At 59.2% G+C, this 26,233-nt stretch carries 17 protein-coding genes; 9 read left to right on the top strand and 8 right to left on the bottom strand.

What is annotated here, in order from left to right; all coding sequences use genetic code 11:
- Window positions 1–2 precede the first annotated feature (2 nt).
- The 4 genes from DCH402_RS03335 to DCH402_RS03325 all read left to right on the top strand — a co-directional run bounded on the left by DCH402_RS03335 (window position 3) and on the right by DCH402_RS03325 (window position 8,582).
- The gene (locus DCH402_RS03335; RefSeq protein ID WP_039999684.1) at window positions 3–2,498 is read left to right on the top strand and encodes a hypothetical protein; all 2,496 of its coding nucleotides are present in this window, start codon (window positions 3–5) and stop codon (window positions 2,496–2,498) included.
- Window positions 2,495–5,071: a contractile injection system tape measure protein gene (locus DCH402_RS03330; protein ID WP_233276313.1), complete on the top strand. Its 2,577-nt coding sequence runs from the start codon at window positions 2,495–2,497 to the stop codon at window positions 5,069–5,071. The genes DCH402_RS03335 and DCH402_RS03330 overlap by 4 nt, the downstream gene beginning before the upstream one ends.
- Complete coding sequence (locus DCH402_RS22955) at window positions 5,032–6,240, top strand: contractile injection system tape measure protein (protein WP_233276312.1); 1,209 nt, start codon at window positions 5,032–5,034, stop codon at window positions 6,238–6,240. The genes DCH402_RS03330 and DCH402_RS22955 overlap by 40 nt, the downstream gene beginning before the upstream one ends.
- A 200-nt stretch (window positions 6,241–6,440) precedes the next feature.
- Entirely contained in the window at window positions 6,441–8,582 is a 2,142-nt protein-coding gene (locus DCH402_RS03325) for a hypothetical protein (RefSeq protein WP_039999683.1), read from the top strand.
- A 145-nt stretch (window positions 8,583–8,727) separates the two neighbouring features.
- On the opposite strand, the gene DCH402_RS03320 is transcribed toward DCH402_RS03325, so the two are convergent.
- Window positions 8,728–9,213, bottom strand: a complete 486-nt coding sequence (locus tag DCH402_RS03320) for a MarR family winged helix-turn-helix transcriptional regulator (protein ID WP_039999681.1) — start codon at window positions 9,211–9,213, stop codon at window positions 8,728–8,730.
- Window positions 9,214–9,283: 70 nt separating this feature from the next.
- On the opposite strand from DCH402_RS03320, the gene DCH402_RS03315 reads away from it, so the two are divergent.
- Window positions 9,284–10,219, top strand: a complete 936-nt coding sequence (locus DCH402_RS03315; RefSeq protein ID WP_039999680.1) for a quinone oxidoreductase family protein — start codon at window positions 9,284–9,286, stop codon at window positions 10,217–10,219.
- An 88-nt stretch (window positions 10,220–10,307) separates the two neighbouring features.
- On the opposite strand, the gene DCH402_RS03310 is transcribed toward DCH402_RS03315, so the two are convergent.
- The gene (locus tag DCH402_RS03310; protein WP_039999678.1) at window positions 10,308–10,931 is read right to left on the bottom strand and encodes a TetR/AcrR family transcriptional regulator; all 624 of its coding nucleotides are present in this window, start codon (window positions 10,929–10,931) and stop codon (window positions 10,308–10,310) included.
- Between the two features lie 225 nt (window positions 10,932–11,156).
- On the opposite strand from DCH402_RS03310, the gene DCH402_RS03305 reads away from it, so the two are divergent.
- The 4 genes from DCH402_RS03305 (at window position 11,157) to DCH402_RS03290 (ending at window position 17,895) form a co-directional block, all read left to right on the top strand.
- Complete coding sequence (locus DCH402_RS03305; protein WP_039999677.1) at window positions 11,157–12,227, top strand: efflux RND transporter periplasmic adaptor subunit; 1,071 nt, start codon at window positions 11,157–11,159, stop codon at window positions 12,225–12,227.
- Window position 12,228: 1 nt separating this feature from the next.
- A complete protein-coding gene (locus DCH402_RS03300; protein ID WP_050583250.1) occupies window positions 12,229–13,212 on the top strand; it encodes an efflux RND transporter periplasmic adaptor subunit in 984 nt (327 codons plus the stop codon).
- 104 nt (window positions 13,213–13,316) lie between these two features.
- Window positions 13,317–16,367: an efflux RND transporter permease subunit gene (locus DCH402_RS03295; RefSeq protein WP_039999675.1), complete on the top strand. Its 3,051-nt coding sequence runs from the start codon at window positions 13,317–13,319 to the stop codon at window positions 16,365–16,367.
- Between the two features lie 67 nt (window positions 16,368–16,434).
- Window positions 16,435–17,895, top strand: a complete 1,461-nt coding sequence (locus DCH402_RS03290; protein WP_039999673.1) for an efflux transporter outer membrane subunit — start codon at window positions 16,435–16,437, stop codon at window positions 17,893–17,895.
- A gap of 110 nt (window positions 17,896–18,005) precedes the next feature.
- Here the strand turns inward: DCH402_RS03290 and DCH402_RS03285 are convergent, their stop codons facing one another.
- The 6 genes from DCH402_RS03285 to DCH402_RS03260 are packed head-to-tail and all read right to left on the bottom strand — an operon-like array spanning window position 18,006 to window position 25,868.
- The gene (locus DCH402_RS03285) at window positions 18,006–19,046 is read right to left on the bottom strand and encodes a LacI family DNA-binding transcriptional regulator (RefSeq protein WP_039999672.1); all 1,041 of its coding nucleotides are present in this window, start codon (window positions 19,044–19,046) and stop codon (window positions 18,006–18,008) included.
- On the bottom strand, window positions 19,047–20,099 hold the full coding sequence (locus tag DCH402_RS03280; RefSeq protein WP_039999670.1) for a carbohydrate ABC transporter permease: 1,053 nt from the start codon (window positions 20,097–20,099) through the stop codon (window positions 19,047–19,049).
- Between the two features lie 12 nt (window positions 20,100–20,111).
- Entirely contained in the window at window positions 20,112–21,113 is a 1,002-nt protein-coding gene (locus DCH402_RS03275) for a carbohydrate ABC transporter permease (RefSeq protein ID WP_039999668.1), read from the bottom strand.
- A 15-nt stretch (window positions 21,114–21,128) separates the two neighbouring features.
- Window positions 21,129–22,229 carry an ABC transporter ATP-binding protein gene (locus DCH402_RS03270; protein ID WP_039999666.1) on the bottom strand — a complete coding sequence of 367 codons (1,101 nt, stop codon included), beginning with the start codon at window positions 22,227–22,229 and terminating at the stop codon, window positions 21,129–21,131.
- A 47-nt stretch (window positions 22,230–22,276) separates the two neighbouring features.
- Window positions 22,277–23,386 (bottom strand): beta-galactosidase BglB, encoded by a 1,110-nt coding sequence (bglB, locus tag DCH402_RS03265; RefSeq protein ID WP_039999665.1) that lies wholly within the window; start codon window positions 23,384–23,386, stop codon window positions 22,277–22,279.
- A 1-nt stretch (window position 23,387) separates the two neighbouring features.
- A complete protein-coding gene (locus tag DCH402_RS03260) occupies window positions 23,388–25,868 on the bottom strand; it encodes a hypothetical protein (protein ID WP_039999664.1) in 2,481 nt (826 codons plus the stop codon).
- Between the last annotated feature and the right edge of the window lie 365 nt (window positions 25,869–26,233).

The following is a 26,233-nucleotide window of genomic DNA, read 5'->3' as shown; positions in this document are numbered from 1 at the left end:
ATATGGCGCAACCGTCATGTATTCCACGGCAAACGCCGCTTGACGACCCCGACGGCGTCGCCAGCCTGGTGCGCACCGGGCTGGCGCAACTCCAGCGGCTCAGCGGCAACCGCTGGACCGACTACAACCTCCACGACCCCGGCGTGACCCTGCTGGAGCTGTTGTGCTTTGCCCTCACCGACTTGATGTATCGCGCTGATTTCGACGTCGCGGATTATCTGACGCAGCCCGATGGCCGGCTCGATTTCGCCGCACAGGGGCTGATGCCGCCGGAGAGGATTTTTCCGGCGCGCCCCTGTACCCGGCAGGATTATCAGCGTGTGATACAGGATGCGGTGGACGACGTGGAGCGGGCGTGGGTCACGTCGGATGCCCAGGGCCGCCACCGGATCGACCTGCTGCTGAGCGAATCGGCGCGTCAACGTTGCGAGCGCTATCCGGCGCTGCGCGACGATATCATCACGGCGGTGACGCAGGTTTACCACCGCAACCGCAACCTGTGCGAAGACCTCGCCGACGTTCGCATCATCGATAGCCGCGGGCTGACGCTGTACGCCGATATCGAGCTGCAACGCCACGATAATGCCGAGGTGCTGGCGGCGGAAATTTACGTGCAGGCCGCTCAGTGGCTGCGGGGCGAAAGCGTCACTAACGGCAGCGTAACGGATGATCGTCACGATGAAGCGTCGTTGATCGACGATCACCCGACGCCCGACGCCGACCCGATTGCCGCCGCCAAACCGGTATCCGCACTCTATACCCGGCTCATCAGCATTGAGGGCATCAGCCACATCCGGCAATTACGGTTGCTGCCGTCGTTGGCTGACGAAACGGCTGCCGACGGTGCCGTGACGCATCTCAATCCCGGCGACTGGATCCTGCTGCCGAAAAAGCACGACGACATTCACCTCAGCCTGACCCATCAGGGTCACCCGCTGCCGATTGATTTCAGCGCCATGAGCATCCGGCTGGTGCGGCGTCAATTGCAAAGCGGCACCCTGCGTGAGCAAGTCCGCCGTCAGGCCGCCGCGCTGACCCCGCCGCCGCAAGGCCGCTGGCGTGCGCTGGCGGACTATCGCTCTATTCAGGCGCTGTTTCCCGCCGTCTACCGGCTGGACGCCCCGCGCTTTCCTGCCGCGATGAACCAGCAGGAACAGCGCCAGATACAGCAATTTCGCGGTTACCTGCTGCTGTTTGAGCAACTGATGGCCAATTTTTGCGCCAATCTGGCTAACCTGCGCGCCCTGTTTTCGCCCGCCATCGATACCGGGCGCAGTTATGCCTTCGGCCTACTGAACGATGAGCAGTTCCGCGGGGTGGATGACCTCTACCCGGACGACGCGGCGTCGCGCTTTTCCGCCCTGCTGGCCGCTATCGACCACTATCCGGACCGCAAAGGGCGAGTGCTCGACTACCTGCTGGCGTTGTACGGCGAAACACTGGACGCCCGGTTGTGGCATCAACCGGGCGATGCAGCGGATGACGATGCCCACAACCACCGGCAGCTTGATTATCCAGGCCGGTTTATTCAGTCTATCGACCACCTGACCCGCGATCGCGGCGCCGGTTTCAATACCTGTCGGCCGATGACTCACCGTAAAAATCGCGGCGGGTTCGCCGAGCGCATAGCGCTGCTACTCGGTATGGATGATGCCGGGGCCTGGCCCTATAGCCAGGCGCTTACCCGGCAAGGATGGCGGTTCAGCGACGCCGCCGAGGTGCCGCACCACGCCGGAAGCCCGTCGCCGCTGCAATCGCTGGACCCGCCCGCGCTCGACAGGTTGCTGGATGTCCCGTTGCGGGAAGCGCCGGTGCCCGGCAGCGCCGAGGCGGCGGCAACGGCACGCGATCTACATGCACTGTGCCGCCATCTGTTACCGGTCACGCTGTTGCAACACGGCGTGACGCTGGCGCGCTACCGTATTGCGCCGCCGCGCACCGGCAGCCGCTATCAGGCGTTGTTCCGGCTATCGCCGACGGCGGACGCACGCAACACGCAGTGGCTGTATCTGGGCGACAGCAGCCGGCCGGCGCAACTGGTGCACTTCATCAATCAATTACGCCGTACGCTGATTCAGCTTAATCAACAGTGCGAAGGGGTGTATGTGGTGGAGCATCTGCTGCTGCGCCCGACGTTGCATCCCGGCCACCTCGGCGGCGACCGGTTTAACGGGCAGCTCAGTCTGATCCTGCCCGGATATACCGCCCGTGGCGGCGATCCGGTCTTCCGGGGGCAGGCGGAGGCACTGATCGCCCGTCAGTGCCCGGCGCATCTGTTGCCGCGCTGCCACTGGCTCGGTCTGGATGCCATGAACACGTTCGAACCCTTATGGCTGACCTGGCTCGACGCCCGGCGTCACGTCCCCGGTCAGCCACCGTGCGACGAGGCCGCCGCCCGGCTGATGGCGTTGCTGCAATCGTTGAGTTCGCCCTCGCCCTTTTCTCAACCCTCATTTTCTCAACCCCCATGTTCTCAACCACAAGGACCGGACGCATGACGCAGCCACACCGGATTCACACCGCCAGCCTGACGCTCGATTTTTGCCATCCGTCCGAGGCGGAACGATTCGAGCGCGATGCCCCGCATTTCGTGCAACACCAATTGTTGCCGTTGATTGACGCGCTGTTTGATCAGTCTTCGCCGCCGCATCAACTGTGGGTTATCGACCAGCTAACGCTCGATCTGGGCGCGCTGCCCGCGTCGGATCTGGCATCAGCGCTGCTGGCGGCGCTACAACAACAACTGGCGGAGGCGTTGCGCGCACAGCAACCTGCCGCCGCACCTGCCAGCCACGCGCACGAAGCTGAGACGACGGAAATTGAGACGACGGAAATACAGATACTGGACCGCCCGGCGGCACAATGGCGTCAGCTACAGTTTTTCCTGCAACACGGCGTGATGCCCTGGCATTATGCCGATCGGCACGGCTGGCGGCAGGCCACCCACCACCGGCACTGGCTGGCCGATGCCGTGCGCCGACATTACGGCGATATCAACCGGTTACTGAGCGCCAGCGCCCGACCGGCCGACCTGATCGCCCGGCTGGTATCGCAACTGCCGGCCACCGCGCTCCACAGTTGGCTGGAACAATTGACGCCCGCCCATCAGGACATGGCGCTGTGCTGTCTGGCGGCGCAGCCGGAACCCGAGGCGATGCCCGCCACGCTGCGGGGACGGTTGCATCGCTACTGGCACCGGCGCATCCATCAGGCATTAAGTCGGCACCGCCTGCGTCAGGAATTACTGCCCGTCTGGGCGACGCTGCTCGGCACCCAGCGCCCCCGGTTTCTGCTGGCGCTGTATGCCTGCGGGCAACAACCCGACGTCGTACGCGCTATGGCGCAGGCGCTGGATGACAACGCGTTCAACGACTTGCTGACGCTGCTGGCGCCACAGGCGCAGCCGTTTATTCAGCAGGTGCTCGGGCAGCCGGCATGGTTTAGCCGGCCCGACGAGGCGAGCGCGACAGAACAGCCGCCCTCGCCGCATCCACTGTTGCGGGAGTTCACCCTGCATTACCTGCTGGTACAACGCGGCGGCCAGTTCAACAAACAGCGTTACATGGCCGGGCTGATTGGCCGACTGGCGGCGCACCACAATATGGAGCGAACCGACGTGCTGCAAACGCTCTATCTGCGCCTGGCCGCCTGGCCGGGCGATCGTGCGCTGAAACAGCCGTTGCTGTCGCTGCTGACGACCTTGTGGGCAGAAATGGCTCCGCTTGCCCGACCGCTGCCGCGCCGGTCGGCGCTCATGCCGGGCGCACAGCCGGTACAGCGTCCGGCAACGGTCTGCGCTATCACCGGGCAACCCGACGCCGATATCGACGCCCGTCTCCAGAGGCTCCGGCGCCAATGGGCCGCCGCGCTGCAACAGGCGGATGAGGCGGCGCTGAATCAGGTGTGGCGCCAATGCCCTCCGGCGATGCTATCGCTGCTACGCCCGGCATTGATCGCCAGTGGGCAGCAGAGCCAACTGCGTCAGCGCTGGGCGGTGCGTTTTTCCGCCGCGGCGCGTTATCGCCTGTTGACCCTGCTGGAACCGGCAGACGCCCCCTTTATCCGCGACCTGCTGGAAGAGGTGCGCGTCGGCCAGTCGGCTATCGCCGCCCGCTCGCCTCAGTCGCCCGGCGACCCGTTGCTGACGCATAGCCTGTGGAGCCTCACGTTCAGTTACCTGCTGGCTGGGCGCGGCGGCGAGTTTAACCGCAACAGTTATCTGGAAACGCTGCTGCGGCAACTGGCGGCGCACCATAACCTGTCGCATTCGGCGTTAGTCGACGCGTTGTTGCAGCATGTACGCCATACCCCGGCCGATACCGAGGTACGCCGGGCGTTACTCTCGCTGCTCCACCGCCTGCACGACGACGAAACACCGGCCGCAACACCGCTCTCGCCGCCGTCGCCCCCCACACCGCCACCTGCCGCGGCACCGTGCCGGATCGATGCCGATTTCCCGACGTCGCCGCACCCATTACTGGATGCCGTCTGCTACCAATACCTGCACGAGGTATTGGTCCACGGCGATCCGGCACGCCGTTATGTTTCGCCGGACCGGGCGCGCGCCGCATCAGCGCCTGCCGGTGTCGACCTGTTGCGCTGCCTGCAACAGTTACAGGCGCATCACCCGTTGCTGGTGCAACGTTGGCTGGCGGTCTCGACACACTATCCTGCCGGTTGGCAACGACTGTGCGCGGCGCTGCGTCCATCGCACGCCGCCCGGTTGCTGGCGCTGTTGATCATGCTGCGTCAGCCGTCGGCCAGCCTGCGTAGCCTGGCAGCGGCGCTCGACAACGCGACCCGACGCCTGAGCCTGGCCCAACAGCAGGCGTTTTATGGGCAGATGATCGCATCCCTCGCCGCCAACCATACGCCGGATTGGGTGGCGATACGCGATGCGGTCAGCCATGCCGCTCCGCACGCCGCCATGACGCCGCCACAAACGGCACCTGCCGACCAGCCGACGGCCACGATGCCGGCGCAAACCCAACCCCCCCGCCGCCGACACTGGACGACGACGGCGCGCTGGCCGTGTTGCAGCAGTTCGCCGGGGGCACCCCGGCAACCCTGACCGACCGCGAGATAGCCGCGCTCTGCGCCGCGCTGGCGCGCCTGCTGCCCTCGCAGCCGGAGGCGATCCGCCGCATTTTGCTGCCGGTGCTGCATTCCGCCGCGCATAGCGAACGGCTGGCGACAGCGTTGCCCGACACCCTGCACACCGCCTTACTGCTGCTGTTACGCCGCAGTGATTTTCTGGCGTTGCAGCCGTACGGCCGGTTTATCGCTAACCTCTGTCATCGCCACCCGGCCTACTACGGTGCGTCGCAGGCACTGGAGCATCTGCTCTGGCGCGCGCTGTATCACTCGCTGTTCACTGCCGGTTCATCGGCCGATATCGCCACGTTTATACGCGACTTTCTGCACCGGTTAGCCGCCGACTGGCAAACACGCCACCACACGTCATCACCGGCGGTGTTTTACCGCTTTCTGCTGGAGCAGGCGCAGACTGAACCATTACCGGCCACCCGCACGCTGGCCGATCGTGTGCAACGGCTGATTACCGATGCCGGCCTGCATCAGGACACACCGCCTGCCGCTACCGCCACGGCCGTACCGTCGCCCGAACAGACTCTCGCGTTGCCGCCGCCCGCGGACCTCGCCGACAACGACCAGATAGCGCCGCCGGTAACGACCGCCACCCTCCCCGACTGGCGGGGTGACGACGCCCTGCCCGCCGACGAACCGATCGCCATCGCCAACGCCGGGCTGGTGCTGGCCTCGCCCTATCTTGCCCGCCTGCTGACGCGGCTGGCGCTGGTGCAGGACGGCGCGTTTCCCGAGGAACTTGCCCGCTATCAGGCCATTTACTGCCTGCAGTATCTGGTCGACCCGCAACCGTTGTACGCCGAATACCAACTGGCGCTGAATAAGCTGCTGTGCGGCCTGCCGCTCAATGCACCGTTACCGTTAACCATGCCGCCGGACGCCGCCGCCCGCGACACGTTGGACGCCTTGCTGGCTGCCATCCTGCAACACTGGAACGCGTTAGGCCATACCACGGCGGACGGGCTGCGTCAGACCTTTTTGCAACGCGAAGGTACCCTGTGGCGACAGGCGGATAGCTGGAAACTGGAGGTGATGCCGGGCCCGTTCGACATGCTGCTCGACCGGCTGCCGTGGGGATATTCGACCATTAAATACCCCTGGATGGACAGGCCGCTGCACGTGGTCTGGCGCTAAACGCGACAGACGGCCCCATCTCACGGATTACCGCCAGGAGCCTATCCCAGTAGGCGTTATTGGCGCAGCCAGTTTGGACTCGGACAGCGCGCAGAAACCGGAGCGTACACGCAGTACGTGAGGATTTCGAGCACTGCCCAGGGCCAAAATGGCCAGTGAAATAGCCCTAATGGGATAGGCTCTAAGAGAGAACCTTTAAAATGAGCATTCATCGCATCACCCGGCACAATGCAACGCCGGCGCGGCCGTCGGCATTACGGTTTTCATGGAAAGTACTGCTTGCGTGGGGAGCACTGCTCTCACCGGTCGTCGATGCTGCGCCGATGCCTGTCGCACCGGCCCCCGCCGCCGTAGCACCAGCGCCGACTTACACCCAGTGCCGTCAGGCGCTGGAACGGATGGATAGCCGACGTTTTACCCATATTACGCAAGATACACTGGCGCTTATTTATCACGATGACCCGGCGTATCAGGCAGGCAACCCGGTTGCCGACGGGCGGCCCGGCCCCAGGACTCGTCAATGGCTGGCGACGTTCTGCGGCGAGTTCAACATCACGCCGCCGCCCAATAACAACGCCTTCGCCGACACCTTGCTGGTGTCGATGAGCAAGGTGTCGGAGCTGGGTCAGCTCTTTCCTTACTGGCGCAGCCACATGAGCGCACCGGAACTGTTGCAGTGGCCGATGCGGCAAACCATCGCGTTCCTGACGGCGCAGGCTGACGAAGACGCCCCGCCGCCGGCAGCAACGCCGTTGCAGTACTACGCGTTAACGGGGGATGACCTGCGCACGCTGACGGCGTACTCGCTCAATCAACCCGCGCTGGAACAGTGGTATCAGACGCCCAATCTGGTCGCGCCGGATAAAGAGACGCTGGCACGGCTGACCACGCTGAAAGATATGCCGTTTGCCGACCATTATCAGTGGGAGGTGGCGATGAAGCTGGCCGGGCTGAGCCGCCTCAGCCCGCAGGACCGGCAACGCATTGAGGCGATCGCCCGCAAAGACGGCGTACCCACGTTAGCGACAGCGCCGATGGTCTGGCGCGCCCCCGCTGACTGTGGTTGTGAAGATAGCACCCCAAACATTAACGGCGACGACGCCACCTTCTATGGTTTTTATCCATACTGGCAACCGCTGGCCGAGGGACAAACGCTTAACTTTCGCCAACTGGACCGTATCGGCTATTTTTCCGCGGCGATCGTGCCGGCTACGCGCGGCCCACAACTGGTGTTGCCGCCCAACTGGCGGGAAAACCGCCCCTATTCCGATTTCATCCGGCTGGCGCACCGCTACCGTACCGCTATCGACCTGGTGGTGTCCTCGCCGAGGGCGTTGTCGCCGTCAGCGCTCGCCGGCCTGTTCACCCCATCGCTGGTGGCCCAGTTGAGCAACAGCGTGCAGACGCCGCTTGACGGCTGGGCTAACCGGGCCAAGCCCTGGCTCACCTTTGGCGTAAGCACGCGGGATACGATGGCGGACGGCGTCACGCTGGACGTCGACCTGACGCCGCTCGCCGGTCGCGCCGGTCAACTGCGCTTTATTCGCTTTGTGCAGGCATTACGGAACGCGCTCACGCCCGCCGGACACGACGACAATGCGCCGCCGCGCTACGCCATTAACCTGATGGTGCCGGTGGAGTCGCTGCTAAAGCAACAGGGGTTCTATACGCTGGATAATCTGCAAGCGCTGCTGCCGTATATCGACCGGTTTATTCTGCAATCGGATACGCCCGATGGCGCGGGGGAATCGCGCCGGACACGCGACCAGTTGAGCGACCTGCGCCAGTTTCTCAGTCAGCAACCGCAAACCGGCGTTGCCGAATTGTACCGCAAAATGGTGCCTGTCCTGATTACCGACGCCAACCGCCGACAACCCACCGAACTGGCGGAACTGGTGCGCTACAGCAGTTGGAGCTTTCTCAGTGCGGCATACTGGCCGCTGCCGCTCGACGACGCCAGCCAACAACTCATCAGCCGCACCTACTACCCCGCCGCCAGCCTGCCGACCCCGCTGGCGCAGTTGGTTTCCGCCGCCAATGCGGTGATCGACGTCGTCTGCCCCAACCGCTGGGTGCTACGCCTGATCCTGTTTATCACCTTCTGGGGGATTGTCGTTACCGGAGTCGTCAGCCTGTGGCTGTTCCCGGTGCGCAAGGTCACCGAGTCGCTGTGGTTCGCAGGGTTTGTGGTGCTGTTCGCGGCAACGCTGATGCTGGCGCTGGTGGCGGATCCGTACTGGCAGCAATACCAAACGCTAATCCTGCTGCTGTTCGCCGCCGTGGTGGTCGCCATCGCCATGCTGCAGCGCGTGCGGAAAAACCGGCGGGAGCGAAATCCGTGAGTACGAAAGCAGCGACAGGGAAATGACCCGGAGCATTATCGTCCACGATTCAACGGCCGGGAGATGCTCTTCCCCTGCTGCTGCCCGATGCACACCCAACTGCCATGATGCGCGGGATACCAGACAGGGAGCCGTGTCGGAACGATTAACCGCTTTTTTTCTTGCTTTCCGATACGGCAAAATCCATCACAAACTTCCGCAGTAATCTTGTCAGTTCCGTGCGTTCATGATCCTGCCATTCTTCAAAAACATGGCGGTATATCTGCGCGCGCGTGGCGTCAATTTTATCGGTCATCGCTTTGCCCGCTTTAGTAATAGCGGCTTCATTCACCCGCTTATCCTTGATGTTCTTCTGGCGTTGCGCCAGCCCCGTCGCCTCCAGCTTCGCGACCTGACGGCTCACCGTGGTGTAATCGCGGCCAACACGGTCGGCGAGTTCGACTACGCCAATTGGGCCAAAACGGCTTATCTGCACCAGTAGCGGAAACAGCGCGCGATCAAGCTGAATGCCGGATTCTTTTATCATCAGTTCATCGCGTTGAGGGCGGTTAAACGCACCGACGATAGTCAGCAGCGCATCATGCAAGTCATCGAAGGTTTCACAATTATGTGTATTTTGCACATTTTCCATTGACATTATCCCAGGGCAAACATAATGTGTGCATAATACACGCATTATCCTATTAACTGAAGGTGATAACATGAAAGCAGCCATTGTTACTGAAAAAGGGAAACTGCCGGTGTACGGTGATTTCCCTGAACCCCAAGCCGATGACAAGCATGTGGTGGTCTCGGTGAAAGCATCCGCGGTGAGCCAATTGGCCAAATCACGCGCGGCAGGCACCCATTACAGCGCATCGCTACAGTATCCTTTTATCGCCGGGATTGACGGCACGGGATACCTCAGTAACGGCGATCCGGTCTACTTTCTGGCGTTTACTTCGCCCTGGGGAAGCATGGCGCAGAGAACGCAGGTGCCAGTCGAGGGTATCGTGCCGCTACCTGCCACAGTGGATCTGGTGCAAGCCGCCGCGCTGGCCAACCCCGGAATATCTTCCTGGACGGCATTAACGCGCCGGGCGCAACTGCGCAAAGATGAAACGGTACTGATAAACGGCGCAACCGGTACATCCGGCGGACTGGCCGTCCGCATCGCACGTCACCTTGGTGCCGGAAAAGTGATTGTTACTGGCCGCAACCATGAAGCGCTGGAGAAACTGCGTGCGGAAGGTGCCGATGTGGCGATTACGCTGGATGCATTGCCAACAAAACTGCCGGCATTGATGGCTGAGGGTATCGACGTGGTTCTGGACTATCTCTGGGGCCAGAGCGCACTCGATATCATGACGGCTGCCATTGCCGGCGGGGAGAAAGTGGTGCGTTTTGTCCAAATCGGTTCGCTGAGCGGGCAGGATATTCCGCTACACAGTAAATTATTGCGTTCTTCAGGGCTGACGCTGATGGGTAGCGGGCTTGGCAGCGTATCGAATTCAGAACTGGTTGCTTCTGTCGGCGAACTCCTAGACGCCGCCGCACGGAGCGATTTCTCCATTCCATTCCAGCGACGTCCGTTAAGCGAAGTGAATCACGCCTGGGTTGAGGATGACAGCCGCTGCCGCACGGTGTTTACCCTCTGATAGTAAGCGGGTTAGGTTGGGATTTTGTCGACACGGTATCCTCTCCCCTGAACAGCAATAGCATGTTTCTGGCACATCGGGAGGCGAACTACGATGGGTGGGCTAACACACCATTAAGCGTAAGATCCAGATGGGCTTCTACTAACGTTTGTTTATTGATACGTCGGCGGCCGGGGACATTAATATGCAATATCATCAGATGCAAAATCGAGCCCATTATCACCTCGGGGGTGCTTGTTGCCGGCCCGGCACGAAACTCCCCGGCTGCAACGCCATCAGCCAGTAGTTTACCTATTGCTCCGGCGAGCGGCCCGACAAACTCTTGGTAATAGCGGTCAACGATCTCCGGAAAACGGGAGCCTTCAGTCAGTGACAATCGTAGCAATTGTTGGATTTTTTTATCTTTGGAGATCTTTTCGAAGGCAAACAAAAGCAACGCTCGCAGACGCTCAGAGCAACTGCCTTTAAAGGATTCTGCGGTGGTCAGAACGTCCCGGTAAGGCTGAGAGTGGTGATGAGTCATCGCCTCGAATAAGGCTTCTTTCGTCGGAAAGTAGAGGTAAATGGTCCCCTTACTGATACCGATACGTTTGGCAATGTCATCAAGCCGGGCTGCGGCATAACCTTTGATGCTGAACTCTTCAAAAGCGGCTTCCAGAATTTCATAGGGACGCTGCGCTTTTTGTTCAGCCCGCGTCATCTTGTTTAACATTTAACCGTACTCCTTAAGGTTTTCGTGTGTCGGCGCTCGCTCATGTCCCGCTACGATCATGACACACTTCAATACCACTGAAAATCAATACGAAAAAGTGAAGCCATTTTTAACGGGCATCAAACGTGTTGCACAGCTACGATGTATTGCGCGTTTAATTGACTGACCAGTCAGTCAATGATACATATAACGTCTATTTTCTACGGTTTCAATGATGAGGATCCCATGCAACGGTTTTCGATGATCGCGTACGGGTTAGCCTGGATAGCACTGACAGGGTGTGACGGGCAAAAACAGGCGCTGACGCCACCTCCGCAGCCGGTAAAAGCACTACAGGTGCAAAAGGTCCGGTATCAAAATGAGGCTCAAATATCGGGGGAAGTGACAGCGCGCTTTCAGGCCGATCTGGCATTCCGCACAGAGGGACGGGTTATTGCACGTCTGGTTGATGTCGGAAGCCGGGTTCAGAAAGGACAGGTCCTTGCCCGCCTTGACGATATCGAAAAAAAAGCAGACGTGGATGTTGCCCAGGCAACGTTGCATTCGGCACGCGCAACGCTTCAGCTAAAACAACGTATTTTTAGTCGCGACCAAAAGTTGCTGACAATCCACGCTATCTCACAGGCCGAGTGGGATCAGGCGCGTGAGGATTTAAGCAGTGCGCAGGCTGGGGTGGTCAGCGCGCAGTCTTCACTTGATACGGCGAAGGATGCACTAACGTATACCGAGCTCAAGTCCGATGCTGATGGTGTGATTGTTTCGCGGCAACTGGAAGTCGGACAGGTAGTCGCTTCAGCGCAAACCGTGCTCACTCTGGCTCATGATGGCCCCCGTGATGCGGTATTTGATGTACCGGAAGCCATTTTACTCAATGAGCACCCCGGAGATGACATCAGAGTGAGATTGATCTCGGCGAGAGAGGGAGAGGCTTTAACCGCGAAAGTGCGGGAAATTGCACCGATGTTGAATGAGGCCAGCGGCACCGTGCAGGTTAAAACGACATTACCCGTCTCTGCGCAATGGCCGCTCGGCGCACCAGTTGTCGGCAACATCGTGGTCAACGAGCAACCGGGCATTTTACTGCCACCCGGTGCGCTGACATCACATCAGGGCAAACCCGCTGTCTGGGTGATAGAGGAAGGGAAAGATACGGTTTCCCTGCATGAGATCTCGGTTGCACGCTATCGCTCGCAAGACGTTGTCGTGACCGCCGGTCTTACGCCCGGTGCGTGGGTGGTGACTGAAGGCAGCAAGTTTCTGATAGCAGGGCAGCACGTTTCCAGGGAGCTACCGTGAAATGAACCGACAACAATGGTTTTTGATAGGTACTCTGGCAATAGTACTGGCATCAATCGCGGGGTGTGATGATAAAGCAGCCGTCAATCCCTCGCCGCGTTATGTGTTATCTGCCACGGCGCTTAAGGAATCCGCCGGCGGGATGAGCCTGGCCGGGACGGTGCAACCGCGTATCACGTCCGCGCTTTCCTTTCAAACGCCGGGCCGGGTCGTGTCCCGGCATGTTGAGGTGGGCGATGAGGTGAAAGCCGGGCAGGTACTCGCCCGGCTCGACCCCCTGGCGTTGGCGTTCGCTGTACAAAGTGCGCAGGCTAGCGTGCAAGATGCCCAGGCAAAACTGCAAAACGCCGTTATCACGGCGAAACGTCAACGGAGTCTTGCTGCGGTAAACGTCACCAGCGTTGAGAACCTTGAGGAGGCCGAACAAAGCCTTACCGCCGCTCAGGCGGCGGTCGATGTGGCACAGGCCAGACTACGCAAAGCCAGTGAGCAGTTAAGTTATGCAGAACTGAAAGCACACTTTGATGGTGTCATCACCTCAGTGTCGGTTGAGACCGGGCAGACGGTGGCTGCTGGTCAGACGTTATTGCAGATAGCTTATCTGGGTGAACGCGATGCCGTGGTTGACCTGCCGGAGTCCCAGCTAAAAGACGTGACTCTGGGCCATCGGTTTGAGGTCGCGCTGCAGATGGATCCCGCCGTGAAATGGACTGGAGAACTGAGAGAGATTGCCCCGGCGGCAGATGCGGCGACGCGCATGCGCCGGGTGAAAATTGCCATTAATGACGCGCCTGAGGCGTTTCGTTTAGGCACCGTGGTGACCGTTTCCCCCCTGATGGCACGAAATACTGACAAGCCGCTGATTGTCCCCGCTACCGCCATCCTTGAACGACAGCAGGCGCATTTCGTCTGGGTGATTAACCCATCCAGCCTGACCGTCAGCCTGAGAGAAATTCAGTTAATGCCTGCGTCACAGGGGGATTAGGTACGTGTATTGGGTGGATTGCAGGAAGGTGAGCAGATCGTTATTGCCGGTGTGAACAGCTTGCAACCAGGGCAAAAAATCCGCATTGAGAGGACGTCTACGCTGTGAACAAATTTAACCTTTCGGACTGGGCGCTGGAGCACCGTTCCCTGGTGTGGTATTTCATCATTATTTCTGCGGTGATCGGTTTCTTTTCCTATCAGGAACTGGGAAGAGAAGAAGATCCCGCATTTACCATCAAAACGATGGTCATACAGGCGCAGTGGCCCGGAGCCACTGCGGAAGAAATGACGAATCAGGTGACTGACCGTATTGAAAAAAAACTACAGGAAATCGATACATTAGATCACACCCGCAGCCAGACAACGGCTGGACAAACCATTATTTTCGTCGATCTGAAGGAAGATACGCCGTCAAAGGACGTTCGTGCCGTCTGGCAACGGGTCCGCAATATGATGGCGGATATCCAGGGCAATTTTCCTGTCGGTATACAGGGCCCTTTTTTAAACGACCGCTTCGATGACGTGTTCGGTAATATTTATGCCTTCACCAGCGATGGCATCAGCCAACGCCAGTTGCGTGATTATGTCAACGATGTGCAAAAGAAAGTCCTGACCATCCCCAACGTCGGACGCGTTGATATCCTTGGCGCGCAGGATGAAGTGATTTACCTTGAGTTCAATCCCCGCAAAAGTGCCGAACTGGGCGTAAGCCGCAGTGACGTTATCGCGGCATTGCAGGCTCAGAATGCCGTGACTGCGTCCGGCTTTATTGAAGCGGGATCGGACCGTATTGCATTACGCGTGGATGGAGGCTTCGCCTCCGAGCAAAGCCTGCGACACATCAACTTACGTATTAATAATCGCTTCTTCCCGCTTACCGACGTGGTCAACATTACCCGTGGTTATGTTGATCCACCGACCTCGCTATTTCGTTACGACGGCAAACCCGCCATCGCGCTGGCGGTAGGCATCAAGTCAGGCAGCAATTTGCTAGTGTTCGGCCATGCGCTGGATCGGATTATCGACCATATTATGCACGACCTGCCGGCCGGGGTGTCGGTGTCCAAAGTGTCCGACCAACCCGCGATTGTGGATGACGCCGTGTCCGGCTTTACCCGTGCCTTATTTGAAGCGGTGGTCATTGTGCTGGCGATCAGTTTTATCAGCCTCGGCGTCAGGGCTGGCCTGGTGGTGGCCATTTCCATTCCGCTGGTGCTGGCCATCACTTTCCTGGTGATGTATTACTCCGGCATTTCATTACAACGCATATCCCTGGGTGCACTGATTATCGCGTTAGGACTGTTGGTGGATGATGCGATGATTGCGACAGAAATGATGGTGGCCCGTCTGGAAATGGGGGATAGCCTCAGAAAAGCGGCAACGCATGTCTACACCTCCACCGCTTTTCCGATGTTAACCGGAACGCTGGTCACGGTAGCCAGTTTCATTCCCGTCGGTTTTAATGCCAGTAATGCAGGCGAATTTCTGTTCACGTTGTTTGTGGTGATCGCTGTTTCACTGATCGTGTCCTGGGTTGTCGCGGTACTGATCGCCCCGCTGTTGGGCGTAGCACTGCTGCCGAAGACGATAACAAAGAAAGCCGAGCACAAGAGCCGTACCGACCACGCGTTTTCCCGCATGCTGCAATATTGTTTGCGCCATCGGTGGTTAACCATTGGCAGTACCTGTGCGGCCTTTATCGTTTCCGTTCTGTGTATGTCGCTGGTGCAACATCAGTTTTTCCCCAGTTCTGACCGGCCGGAGCTGATCGTGGACTGGAACCTGCCGCAAAACGGCTCGATCGAGGAAACCAGCCGACAAATGGCGCAATTCGAGCGGGAGAAATTGCAAAATAATCCCGATGTCGATCATTGGTCGAGTTATATCGGCACCGGCGCACCGCGCTTTATTTTATCCTTCGATATTCAGCCTTCTTCGGTGTCGTTCGGCCAGATGGTGATTGTGGCGAAAGACATCAAAACCCGGGACCGTTTGCAAAAAGAGTATCGCGCCTACTTTGCACGCACATTCCCCGGCACGGATGCCTACGTCAAACTGCTGGACGTAGGCCCGCCAGTGGGTAAGCCGGTGCAGTACCGGGTCGCCGGGCCGGACATCCAGACAGTACGTACCGAGGCGCATAAACTGGCCGCTGTTATCGGACAGAACCCCTCATTGACCAACCTGGCGTTCGACTGGAATGAACCTGCCCGAGTGGTCAAGGTAAACGTACTGCAGGATAAGGCCCGTCAGATGGGGGTTTCCTCGCAGGCTATTGCCCAGGCGCTGAATGGTCTGACCGGTGGCGAGGTGGTCACGCAGGTTCGCGACGATATCTATCTGATCAACGTATTGTGGCGAGGTCAGGCAAAAGATCGCGGTTCGGTGGACGCGTTGCTGGATTTGCAGCTCGATGGAAACAATGGTCGGCAGGTCCCACTATCCTCCGTCGCGACGTTCAGTTATCAGCTTGAGCAACCGACTATCTGGCGGCGCGATCGGGCTGCCACCATCACGCTGAAAGCGGGCGTCAGCGGAGATATTCAACCTGCAACCATTGTGCAGGCTCTTGAGCCAAACGTGGAGGTGTTACGACAGAGCCTTCCTCAGGGCTATACGATAGAAACAGGAGGAGCGGTTGAAGAGAGTGCGAAAGCACAGGCACCGATAGTGAAGGTGGTCCCCGTCATGCTTTTTGTCATTGCCACCATTTTGATGATTCAGTTACAAAGTTTTCATCGTCTTTTTTTGGTGTTTTCTGTGGCCCCGTTGGCCTTGATCGGCGTGGTGGCGGCATTGCTGCTGAGTAATGCCCCTCTGGGCTTTGTCGCCATTTTGGGTGTGTTGGCGCTGGTGGGTATTTTAATCCGCAACTCGGTCATTCTGGTCGTGCATATCGACACCTTACGTTCCGAAGGAATATCGCCCTGGCAGGCAGTTGTACAGGCTACCGAACATCGTATGCGGCCGATCATGTTAACCGCCGCCGCCGCCACGCTTGCTCTCATTCCCATCGCGCGCGAGATTTTCTGGGGGCCAATGGCTTATGCCATGATGGGCGGCATTATCGTCGGCACCGTCCTGACGCTGTTATTCCTGCCCGCGCTTTATGTCACCTGGTTCAACATTACACGTGAGGAGCCGACGAAATGACGCGTTTGACTGTTTATCCCGACGGCGGTAACCGCCGCGCCTTCGCCCTTTGTCAGGTGGCAATGGTATGAACGTTTCCATGATCTCCCAAGCGTCATATTTGTCCAGACACATCCTGACGCTAGTGACGGCAGCCATCATCACCTCATTGTGTGCAGGCTGTACGTTGACACCGGAATATCATCGTTCCGCCATGCCTGTAGCGACGCAGTGGCCGGTAAAAGAGGCGCATACTGCGTCGCCCGTTGCGACGGTATCCTGGCAAGAATTATTTGCAGATCCTAAGTTACGGCAGGTCGTGCAACTGGCATTGGATAACAATCGGGATTTGCGGATTGCGGTGTTAAATATCCAGAAAACCCATGCACAGTATCAGATTCAGCGAGCTGAACTGGTGCCGCAAGTAGGCGTTTCGGGCGCGGAGAAAGCGCAACGTACCCCTGCGTCGGTTTCTTACACTGGCATTGGCGGTGTAACCCGAGCCTACAGCCTTGATGTCGGTATCAGCGCGTATGAGTTGGATCTTTTTGGCCGCGTCCGCAGCCTCAAGGAAGAAGCACGGCAGGCCTATTTATCGACCGACTGGTCCCGCCGGGCCACGCAGATTAGCCTGATTGCCGACGTGACAGGAAACTATATGTCTCTTGCTGCGGATCAGGATTTACAACGTCTGGCGCACGAGACATTACGCAGTCGCCAGGAGGAATATGATCTGCAAAAGAGTCTGACCATCGAGGGTAAATCCTCACCACTGCCGTTGCATCAGGCGGAGAGTGAGCTGGAAAGCGTGCGATATCAGACACTCCTGGCCGACAAGCAAGTCATCTCCGATCGCAATGCGCTGGAGTTGCTGGTGGGTAAACCCTTGCCTGAGGATTTGTTACCCTCGGCATACTCGCTCACCGGAATGACGAGCGCAAAGCCCGTTTCTGCCGGATTGCCCTCAGACCTGCTGCAACAAAGGCCGGACATCGTTGCCGCGGAACACAGTTTGCTTGGTGCGAATGCCGATATCGGTGCTGCCCGTGCCGCTTTCTTCCCTAGTATTAGTCTGACCACCTCAGCAGGACGGGCCAGCAACGCACTGGGTGAGTTGTTTGATGCGGGTGGGCGCAACTGGAATTTTGCGCCGCAAATCAACCTGCCGATTTTCAGTGGTGGCCGACTTATGGCGCAGTTAGAGACGTCCAACGTTGAACGCGATATTGCCGTGGCGAAATATGAAAAAACCATCCAAACCGCATTCCGGGAAGTGGCGGATGCGCTGGCTGAACGCAGTGTCGTGGATAGGGAAACCGACGCACAGCAAAAAAATGTGGCGGCTTCTCAGGCGGCGTTCGATTTTGTGCAGGCACAGTATGCCAATGGTGCAACGGGCTATCTGAACGTACTGGATGCGCAGCGCACGCTATACGCCGCTCAGCAATCCCTTATTCAGAGCCGACTTTCACAGCAACACAGCCAGATAACCTTGTATAAGGCGTTGGGTGGGGGATGGACGCCCGGTACCCTGCAGGATTCGAATTAGCTATCGCATGATCGTTACTTGTCTGCGTCTGACCACCATTGCTGCCAGCCGTTGCCTGTGAGCATCAGGTAAGAATATCGCTGTATCCCTCCCCCGTCAGATACAGCGATTTATCTTCTGGCAATCCCCCGCACCGATTCCCTGACAACCAGATGCCCGGCCAGCTCGATACGCTGAGCGACGCCAAGGGCCTGTGCAGGCAGCAGTTGTTGAGTCAGCAGGTGCAGCGCGGCGCGCGCCATCTCTTCGAACGGCAGACGCACCGTGGTGAGCGACAGCGGCAACATATCGAGCGGCAGGATGTCGTCCATCCCCATTACCGAGATATCGTCCGGCACCCGCAGACCGTGCTGGCTGAGCGCATCGGCCACGCCGATAGCCTGATTATCGGCGGCGCAGAAAATGGCGGTCACGCCCAGCCGGTCCGGATGGCGCACCAGCCAGTCGAGCAGCGCGTCACGGGCAGTCAATGGCTGAAAATCCGGCAGTGACAGAACCAATCGCTCATCCGGTGCGATAGCGGCCTCTGCCAACGCGCTGCGATAGCCGCGCTCACGCTCGCGGATGGTCTGACGCGAAGGCCAGGTCAGGTGCAGGATACGACGATGCCCCTGTGCTATCAGATAGCGCACCGCCGCCGTCGCCGCATAGTAGTTGGCCGGCATCACGGTGTTAAGCCGCATGGTCGGGTCTTCGCCGTTGATCAATACCGCCGGTACGCCGCTTTCCGCCACCGCGTTCAGCAACGTAGGATGGTCGTCATTGACGATCAGAATGCCGTTGGCCTTGCCGCCCCGCAGCGCCTGCAACAATTGCTGTTCGTTGATGCTGTCCGGCTCGCCGACAAACGGACTGAGCTGGATATTGCGCTGCTGGCACAGGGTTTTCAGCCGGTTAATCAGCGTCAGCGACACCAGATTAAGGTCGCTTTCCAGCATCAGATTCCGTGGCGTCGCCAGCATAATGTGCCGCAGCGGCTCCGGGGCCTCGGCCGTTTTGTTCATCTTATGCAGCGGATAGCCCTGCTCAACGGCGATCGCCATAATCTGCTGGCGTACTTTGGCGCTGATGGGCGCAGTGCCGTTCAGTACCCGCGATACCGTACTGATCGACACGCCCGCGCGCTCGGCGATGTCCTTAAGCGTCGTCATTTATTTCATTCCTGTGCTGGCGATACCGGTGGTGATGTATTTTTGCAGGAACACAAACACCGCCGTCACCGGCAGCAGCGACAACATGGTCATCGCCAAAATATAGTGCCACTGTACCGAGAACTGCCCCTGAAACGCATTCAAACCGATTTGCAGCGTGAAGTTATCCTGGCTGGACAACACAATCAGCGGCCACAGGAAATCGTTCCAGCGCCAGATCACCGAGAAGATCGCCAGCACCGCCAGCGCCGGCGCGGTGAGCGGCAGAATGATCTTCCAGTAGATGCGGAACTCGCTGGCGGCATCGATACGCGCGGCTTCGATCAGCTCATCCGGAATCGTCAGCATGTACTGGCGCAGCAAGAATACCCCGGTGGGCGTGGCGACCGTCGGGATAATCACCCCCCACAAGTTGTCGCCCATCCGCAGGCCGATCACCACCAGAAAGGTCGGCACCATCACCACCGACAGCGGGATCATCATGGTAGACAGAAACAGCGTCAGCACCGTGCCGCGCCCACGAAACTCGTATTTCGCCAGCGCAAATGCCGCCATCGAACTGAGCAGCAGCGTCAGCAACGTCGCCATCACCGTCACGAACACGGTGTTCTTCAGGTAGGTGGTGAAGTGGAATTTCGACATCGGCGTGGTGTAGTTGTCGGTTTCCAGATGTAGGGTTTTCTGCGGCGTCAGGTTTTGCACCGGCACCCGTATCACCTCTTGCGGCGCTTTAGGATCGACCATTTGCGCCAGCAAACCAATGCGCCGCACCATCGCCAGCGTCTTGTCGCTGCCGTCGTCCTGCTTCGCCTGCCACAGTTCCAGCGGTTTCGGGTAGTCGGGCAACGTGATGGTACTGGCGGCCTCCGGCAGAAAACTGGGCGGAAAACGGTTGATTTCCGACGGCGTTTTCAGCGACGACATCGCCGCCCACATCACCGGAATCAACACCAGCAACGTACCGACCACCAGCCACACCCAGCTCAGGATGTCGGTGATGTGAATCCGCCCCGGATAACGGGTGCGGGTAAGAAACGTGATGATCTTCATCATGCCGACTCCCGGTTATTTTTTGCCTTCCAGACGGCGGGTGAGCAGAAACTGCAACGCCGTCAGGATCATCAACACCAGCCCCATCAGCACCGAGGCCGCAGACGCCAGCCCGTACAGCGACGCATTGGACGAAAACGCGGTCTGATAGATGTACTGCACAATAAAGTTGTTGGCGGTGCCCGGCCCGCCGCCGTTGGTCAATACCCAGGCTTCATCGAAAATCTGCACGCTGTGGATGGTCAACAGGATCACCACCACCAGGATATTCGGCGCCAGCAGCGGCAGCGTCAGCGTATAGAAACCGCGCCAGCGCGAGGTGCCGTCCACCGCCGCCGCCTCATAGATATCGCGCGGAATGGCCTGTAACCCGGCCAGCAGGATCAGGGTATAAAAGCCGACGTGGAACCATACCGACACGAACACCACCCAGAAACGCGCCAGCGACGGCTCCAGCAAAAAGGTCACCGGCTGACCGCCCAGCGACGACAACACCAGATTCAGCAACCCGTTGCGATTGAGGAACCACTGCCACACCAGCCCGACCACCACCGGCGACAGCAGCACCGGGTAAAAGAAGATGGCGCGAAAAAAACCGCGGGCGATGATCTTACGGTTGAGGATCAGCGCGGTCACCAGCGCGACGCCGAGCGTAAAGACTACATTGAAAAAGGTGAAGGAGGCGGTGTTGTAGATCCCGGTCCAGAACAGATCCTGCTCGCAGGTCGACGGCACCGTATACTGCTCGCAGCGCAGCAGGGTGGCAAAGTTCTGCAACCCGACGTACGGCCGGTCCCACAGCAGGATGTTGGTGCCGCCGGTGAAGGCGTAGCACACTGCCAGTAGAATCGGAATGAATACGAACACGGCGAACAGCAACATGTTCGGTGCGATGAAAAACCACGGCATTACCCGGCGACCGCCGAATTTTTGCAGCAGATTGACCGATCTTTCCACCGGCGTCACCAGCGTATCGATCAATGACGCACCGGGCTGAATCAGCGATTTTCGGTTCATGGTTGTCTCCTGCAATCAGGCGAGTTGTTCAGTCAGGCGCGGCAACGTTTGACCGCTTTCGGCGTCAAACAGGTGGCAATAGCCCTCAGGGAAGCGAACGAACACCAGCTCGCCGGTACGGAATTCGTGGTGCCCCGGCAAATGCACGATCATCTCATCCTCGATGCCGGCACAGCGGCCATAGATAAAGGTTTCATGCCCCATCATTTCGCAGCGGTCGATGCACAACGACACGCCCTCGTCATGCTCTTTCACCAGTTGGCAGTGCGACGGCCGAATACCCAGCTCCACCGTTTTTCCCTCTTCGCCGCGAAACGGCAGGCGCAGCAGGTCGCCGGACGGACAACGCACCTCTACCCCGTCGTCCGAGGCACTGCTGATGGTGGCGCGAAACATGTTCATGCGCGGCGAACCGATGAACCCGGCGACGAACTTGTTTTTCGGCCGGTTGAACAGCTCTAGCGGCGTCCCTACCTGTTCGATGCGGCCGCCGTTGAGTACCACGATACGTTGCGCCATCGTCATCGCCTCAATCTGATCGTGGGTGACGTAAATCATGGTGGTGCGTAACTTTTGGTGCAGGCGGGTCAGTTCACCGCGGGTTTGCACCCGCAGTTTGGCGTCCAGGTTGGATAAGGGTTCGTCGAACAGGAACAGGTCCGGGTCGCGTACGATGGCGCGGCCGATCGCCACGCGCTGCTGCTGACCGCCGGACAACGCCCGAGGCTTGCGATCCAGATAGGGTTCCAGCCCCAACATGCGGGCGGCCTCCTCAATGCGCCGCTCGATTTCATCTTTCGGGAAATGCAGATTTTCCAGCCCGAACGCCAGATTTTTACGCACCGACAAATGCGGATACAGCGCGTAAGACTGAAACACCATCGCGATTTTTCGCTCCGCCGGGCTGAGGTCGTTAACTTTACGATCGCCGATCCACAGCTCGCCGTCGGTGATGGGCTCCAGGCCGGCGATCATCCGTAATAGCGTGGACTTGCCGCAGCCTGACGGCCCGACAAACACCATGAATTCCCCGTCGCGGATGGTCAAATCCACGCCTTTGATAATCTGTATCGACCCATAGCTTTTATGGACGTTTTTCAGTTCCAGACTCGCCATCACCGTTTCCTCCAACCTGTTTCTGTTTTCAAACCCAGTTCTGTTTTTCAAACAGAATGTCGCTGCGCCAGCAGCATCAGCATGACCAGCGCCTGCCCGTACGGCACGGCGACATTGGGGATATCGTGATAAAACTGCAGGTCGTGCCCCATCGCCGTCCCATCCGACACGCCCTGCACCACACCCTGTTCATCAATTTGCGCCACTACCGCCGCCAGCCCTTTATCCAGCACCTCCTGCGGGAAATCCGCCAGCATACCGAGCCGACGCGCCGTCAAAATACCGGCGATGAAGCCGGCGCTGGCGGACGTTTCCAGCGGTGAATCCGGATCGTTAAGCAGCGTGTGCCACAACCCCGACGGGTGCTGACACACCGCCAGCGCGCGCGTCTGCTGGGTGAGAATCGCCTCCAATGTGCGGCGTACCGGCACCGAGAGCGGCGAATCCGCCAGAGAGCAAATTTCCGGCAGCACCAGCGTGACCCAGGCATTACCGCGCCCCCAGAAGGCACCGGCGTAATGATGGCGGCCCAGGAACGTCCAGCCGTGATACCACAGCCCGGTGGTGGCATCCGCCAGGTAGCGGGCATGGGTCAGCAACTGGTACTCCGCCTCTTCCAGCAGTTCGCGGCGTTTGAGCACCCCGGCGCTGACCACCAGGAACAGCCCGGCCATAAATAACGTGTCGTCCCACAGTTGCCCGGTATTGGGGCGCTCTTTCACCGTGTGCTGGAAACCGCCGTCCTCGGTTTTCGGCAGCGAATGCAGCAGCCAGTCGGCCCACTCTTCCACCGCCGCCAGCCAGTGTGGACGCGGGTTATCGCGACACAGCAACGCCAGCACCAGCATCGGTGCGGTGGAGTTGATTTGGCGCGGCGGCAGCCCGGCCTGCAATTTTTGTTCGTACCACTGCTCCAGCGCCGCCAGCATGGCGTGGTCCTGCCGCTGTTGCGCCAGTTTCCAGAAGCCGTACAACCCGACGCCGACTTCCCAGTCCCACTCTTCAAACTGGATAGTCAGCGCGTCGCGGGTCTGTGCACCGTCGGTCACGCTCACGCTGTTGATGGCCTTCAGGCGGCAGAACGCCAGCGCCACCTTGTCCAGCAGCGCATCAATCTGCCGGCTGCCGGCGGCTGCGCTCATAGCTTGTGTTGTCATGTTACCGATCCTCCTCGGTACGCTCGGGAATCACCGACACCGTGTCGGGAAAAACAAAAGGATGATGATTGACGGCAAAACCGCTCGCCGGATGCCAGCGCATCAGGCCGTAATCCGGGTCGTCGAACTGTACGGCGCCGTCGTCCGTCCACTGTGCCTGACGGCGGCGAAAGCGCGCGATAAACGCCGGAAAATCCGCCGCGCCCTGCCCGCTATCCACCGCGATATACCAGACGTTGCGCTCGCCTTCGGCACGCAATTCGCTGTCCGGCTGCCCGCCGTCCGGCGTGTAAGGTTGCAGCCCGGCCGGATTGTGCAGCGCCGCGTAACCGTTGCCGCCGCGCACAAAGCACCAGTTCGGCTCCACGACGACCTCGTCCAGCGCGGTACGCGGCAGGTAAAGGTGAGTCCAGCGACGCAGATCCTGCTGCAAGTCGAAGACAATCCAGCCGCGATTGCGGTGCTGCATCACATGCGGCAGGCGGCCGTTACCCGCCCAGTAAGACGGGCGATGCACGCCGTCCGGGCGATCCTCGCCGGGATGGTTCACCCACAGCCGCGCGGCATAATGACGGCCGAGACGGATATCCAGCACATGCTGCTGATGCCCCGGCTGGCCGGGGTGGTGGTCGAATACCGAAGAAAACGCCACGTCCGGCTGTTTCCAGGCGATGACGCGGGCGCTGCGGTTCAACCCCTGCACCCAACGCGCCTGCGCCCCCTGCGGCAATTGCCAATCAGCAATAGCGTAGGTTTCCTCCGGCGGCTGGTACTGACTCAGGCACAGCAACGGCAAAGCCGCGCAATGCGGAATCAGCCAGCCTTCGCCCCAGACAAGCGCGCACAGCCCGGACAACTCGGTCAACATGCCGGAGCGCAGCTCCTTGTCGTACGCGCGCCCCATCGTGCCGACCGCCACACCGTTTTGATGTACCCAGGCGGTCATCAGCATAATGCGGTCGATCACCGTGCGGGCGCGTTCGCGCAGGCTGTCGTCGCAGGCCAGCTCGGCTAACGCCACCAGCCCGATTAAATCGATGGGGTAGTACGCCGCGGAATTCCACTCCACCAGCCCGTGTTCCAGAATGGCGTCGAACCATCTGTCCAGCCGTTGACGGGCGATGGCCTGCTGTTCGCGTCCTTTACGGCCGCTGCACACGAACACCGCATCGGGAAAGTTTTGCCCGGCCAGATACTGCGCGACGTGGAAGCACAGGCAGTGGTTTTCGCTCCAGAACCACATGGTGTCGTTGCCCGGTTCGTCGATCCAGTAACGAAAACCCAGGATTGCGCTGCGTACGCGCCGCCAGTCATGGGCGGCCAGCCGCTGGCCCTGATAGCGTTGCCACAGCCAGATCAGCGGCACCAGTTGAAAGTCGGCGCAGTCTTCCCGGCGGCTGATTTTATGCAGCGCCTGATTGAGGATAGGCATCATGTTCGCCGTTCCTTCGCCGGTGGCGAACATCGCCAGTGCCCGGCCGATGCGCTCAAAGCCGTGCAACGCGGTGTGGCGCAGCAGGTAATCGCGCCGGGCGGCCAGCGTCGCCAATGCCGGCATAGCGCGTGCAGACAACGTTTGCGTCGGCAGACGCCCGAAACTGACCGTGCGCGTCAGGGTCATGCCGTCACACAGCACACGGCAAACCAGGTCGTAATAGCCGACCAGCCCCGTCGGCAGCGTGACCTGCCAGCCGCTATTGCCCGCCGCCAGCGACAACGCCTGCCGCCAGGGCGGCATCGACTCGTTAACGTTGCACACCAGTTGATGATGTACCTCGACCGCTTCCGGCAAGGGGGCGGCGGCACGCAAGGTCAGGGTGTCGCTGTCGGTCAGGTTCTCGACCAGCGACAGGTTGTTGATCCAGTTGTCCAGCGCCCACATGCGTTCGCTGCAGGACGCATCCGGCGCCACCTGCCAGCGCAGCGGCGTTTCGCCGAGATAGCGCAGGCTGAATAAATAGTCGGTATCGCGCTCGCATAGCTCTTCGGCATGCACCACCAGCGTGTTCAGCCCCAGTTGTAAGGGCAGCGTCAGCTCGCATTGCTGCTCGGTGTTGCGGCTGAACGGGGTAAAACGGCAAATCCGTCGGCCATTCAGCCAGAGGGTCACGCCGCCGCAGGTGGAGAGCTGGAAGGGCGCTGTTTGCAGGCTATCGCTGTACAGATAACACCGGGCGAAGCGTTGTACATGGGTGGGGCACGGCCAGAAATCGCTGAAATTGACCGACTGGCTGCCATCGCCGCCGCTCCACAGCGTGCGAAAACGCAGTTGCTCCGGCAGGTTGACCTCACGCAGCGCCGTTTCCCGCAAAAAACGGACCCGACAAGGCAAGACGCCGACATCGACAAAGCCATTAATAAAGCGATAGTTGACATTATCCGGCAAGGTATCCGCTTCTGCAGGATAATATTTTTCCTCCAGGTCGGTAATCATAAACCGGTTAACCACGCTGTTTTTCTTTAACATCCAACCGATATTCATGGTGAATCCTTGTTACCGAGCGAATGAATAAATGAAATATCCAAAAATTTATTACCCAATAAAAAATACCAATGGCTAAGAAATACCTGATGAACTTTATTTGCACTGTTATTGTGCGCACTGCGCCTTTATTTGGCGCAACTATTTGGCGCAACGTCTTTTTCAATACCAGACTCAATATGAGCACGCAATTAATGCAAATTTGCATAATTTGGTAATTTGCATGTTAACATCGTATTTTTGCATTATAGAGTAAATTATCGCGTGAACAATATGCGATTCTTATCACAAAAAGACATTGACTCAGCGATTAGTCGAAATATATTTAATATGCTTCACAAAAAAGGACGCTATTTTTGTTCATG

Source organism: Dickeya chrysanthemi NCPPB 402, assembly GCF_000406105.1.
GTDB classification, from domain to species: domain Bacteria; phylum Pseudomonadota; class Gammaproteobacteria; order Enterobacterales; family Enterobacteriaceae; genus Dickeya; species Dickeya chrysanthemi.
The sequence above is the reverse complement of the archived record's forward strand: the minus strand, read 5'-3'. Positions and strand labels throughout refer to the sequence as shown.

What these genes read in the sequence shown, in the direction of transcription:
- DCH402_RS03260 (WP_039999664.1), bottom strand. Translation starts at nt 25,868, where the DNA reads ATGAATATCGGTTGGATGTTAAAGAAAAACAGCGTGGTTAACCGGTTT.
- DCH402_RS03280 (WP_039999670.1), bottom strand. Translation starts at nt 20,099, where the DNA reads ATGATGAAGATCATCACGTTTCTTACCCGCACCCGTTATCCGGGGCGG.
- DCH402_RS03285 (WP_039999672.1), bottom strand. Translation starts at nt 19,046, where the DNA reads ATGACGACGCTTAAGGACATCGCCGAGCGCGCGGGCGTGTCGATCAGT.
- DCH402_RS03290 (WP_039999673.1), top strand. Translation starts at nt 16,435, where the DNA reads ATGAACGTTTCCATGATCTCCCAAGCGTCATATTTGTCCAGACACATC.
- DCH402_RS03335 (WP_039999684.1), top strand. Translation starts at nt 3, where the DNA reads ATGGCGCAACCGTCATGTATTCCACGGCAAACGCCGCTTGACGACCCC.
- DCH402_RS03310 (WP_039999678.1), bottom strand. Translation starts at nt 10,931, where the DNA reads ATGTTAAACAAGATGACGCGGGCTGAACAAAAAGCGCAGCGTCCCTAT.
- DCH402_RS03305 (WP_039999677.1), top strand. Translation starts at nt 11,157, where the DNA reads ATGCAACGGTTTTCGATGATCGCGTACGGGTTAGCCTGGATAGCACTG.
- DCH402_RS03315 (WP_039999680.1), top strand. Translation starts at nt 9,284, where the DNA reads ATGAAAGCAGCCATTGTTACTGAAAAAGGGAAACTGCCGGTGTACGGT.
- DCH402_RS03330 (WP_233276313.1), top strand. Translation starts at nt 2,495, where the DNA reads ATGACGCAGCCACACCGGATTCACACCGCCAGCCTGACGCTCGATTTT.
- DCH402_RS03320 (WP_039999681.1), bottom strand. Translation starts at nt 9,213, where the DNA reads ATGGAAAATGTGCAAAATACACATAATTGTGAAACCTTCGATGACTTG.
- DCH402_RS03270 (WP_039999666.1), bottom strand. Translation starts at nt 22,229, where the DNA reads ATGGCGAGTCTGGAACTGAAAAACGTCCATAAAAGCTATGGGTCGATA.
- DCH402_RS03325 (WP_039999683.1), top strand. Translation starts at nt 6,441, where the DNA reads ATGAGCATTCATCGCATCACCCGGCACAATGCAACGCCGGCGCGGCCG.
- DCH402_RS03300 (WP_050583250.1), top strand. Translation starts at nt 12,229, where the DNA reads ATGAACCGACAACAATGGTTTTTGATAGGTACTCTGGCAATAGTACTG.
- bglB (WP_039999665.1), bottom strand. Translation starts at nt 23,386, where the DNA reads ATGACAACACAAGCTATGAGCGCAGCCGCCGGCAGCCGGCAGATTGAT.
- DCH402_RS03275 (WP_039999668.1), bottom strand. Translation starts at nt 21,113, where the DNA reads ATGAACCGAAAATCGCTGATTCAGCCCGGTGCGTCATTGATCGATACG.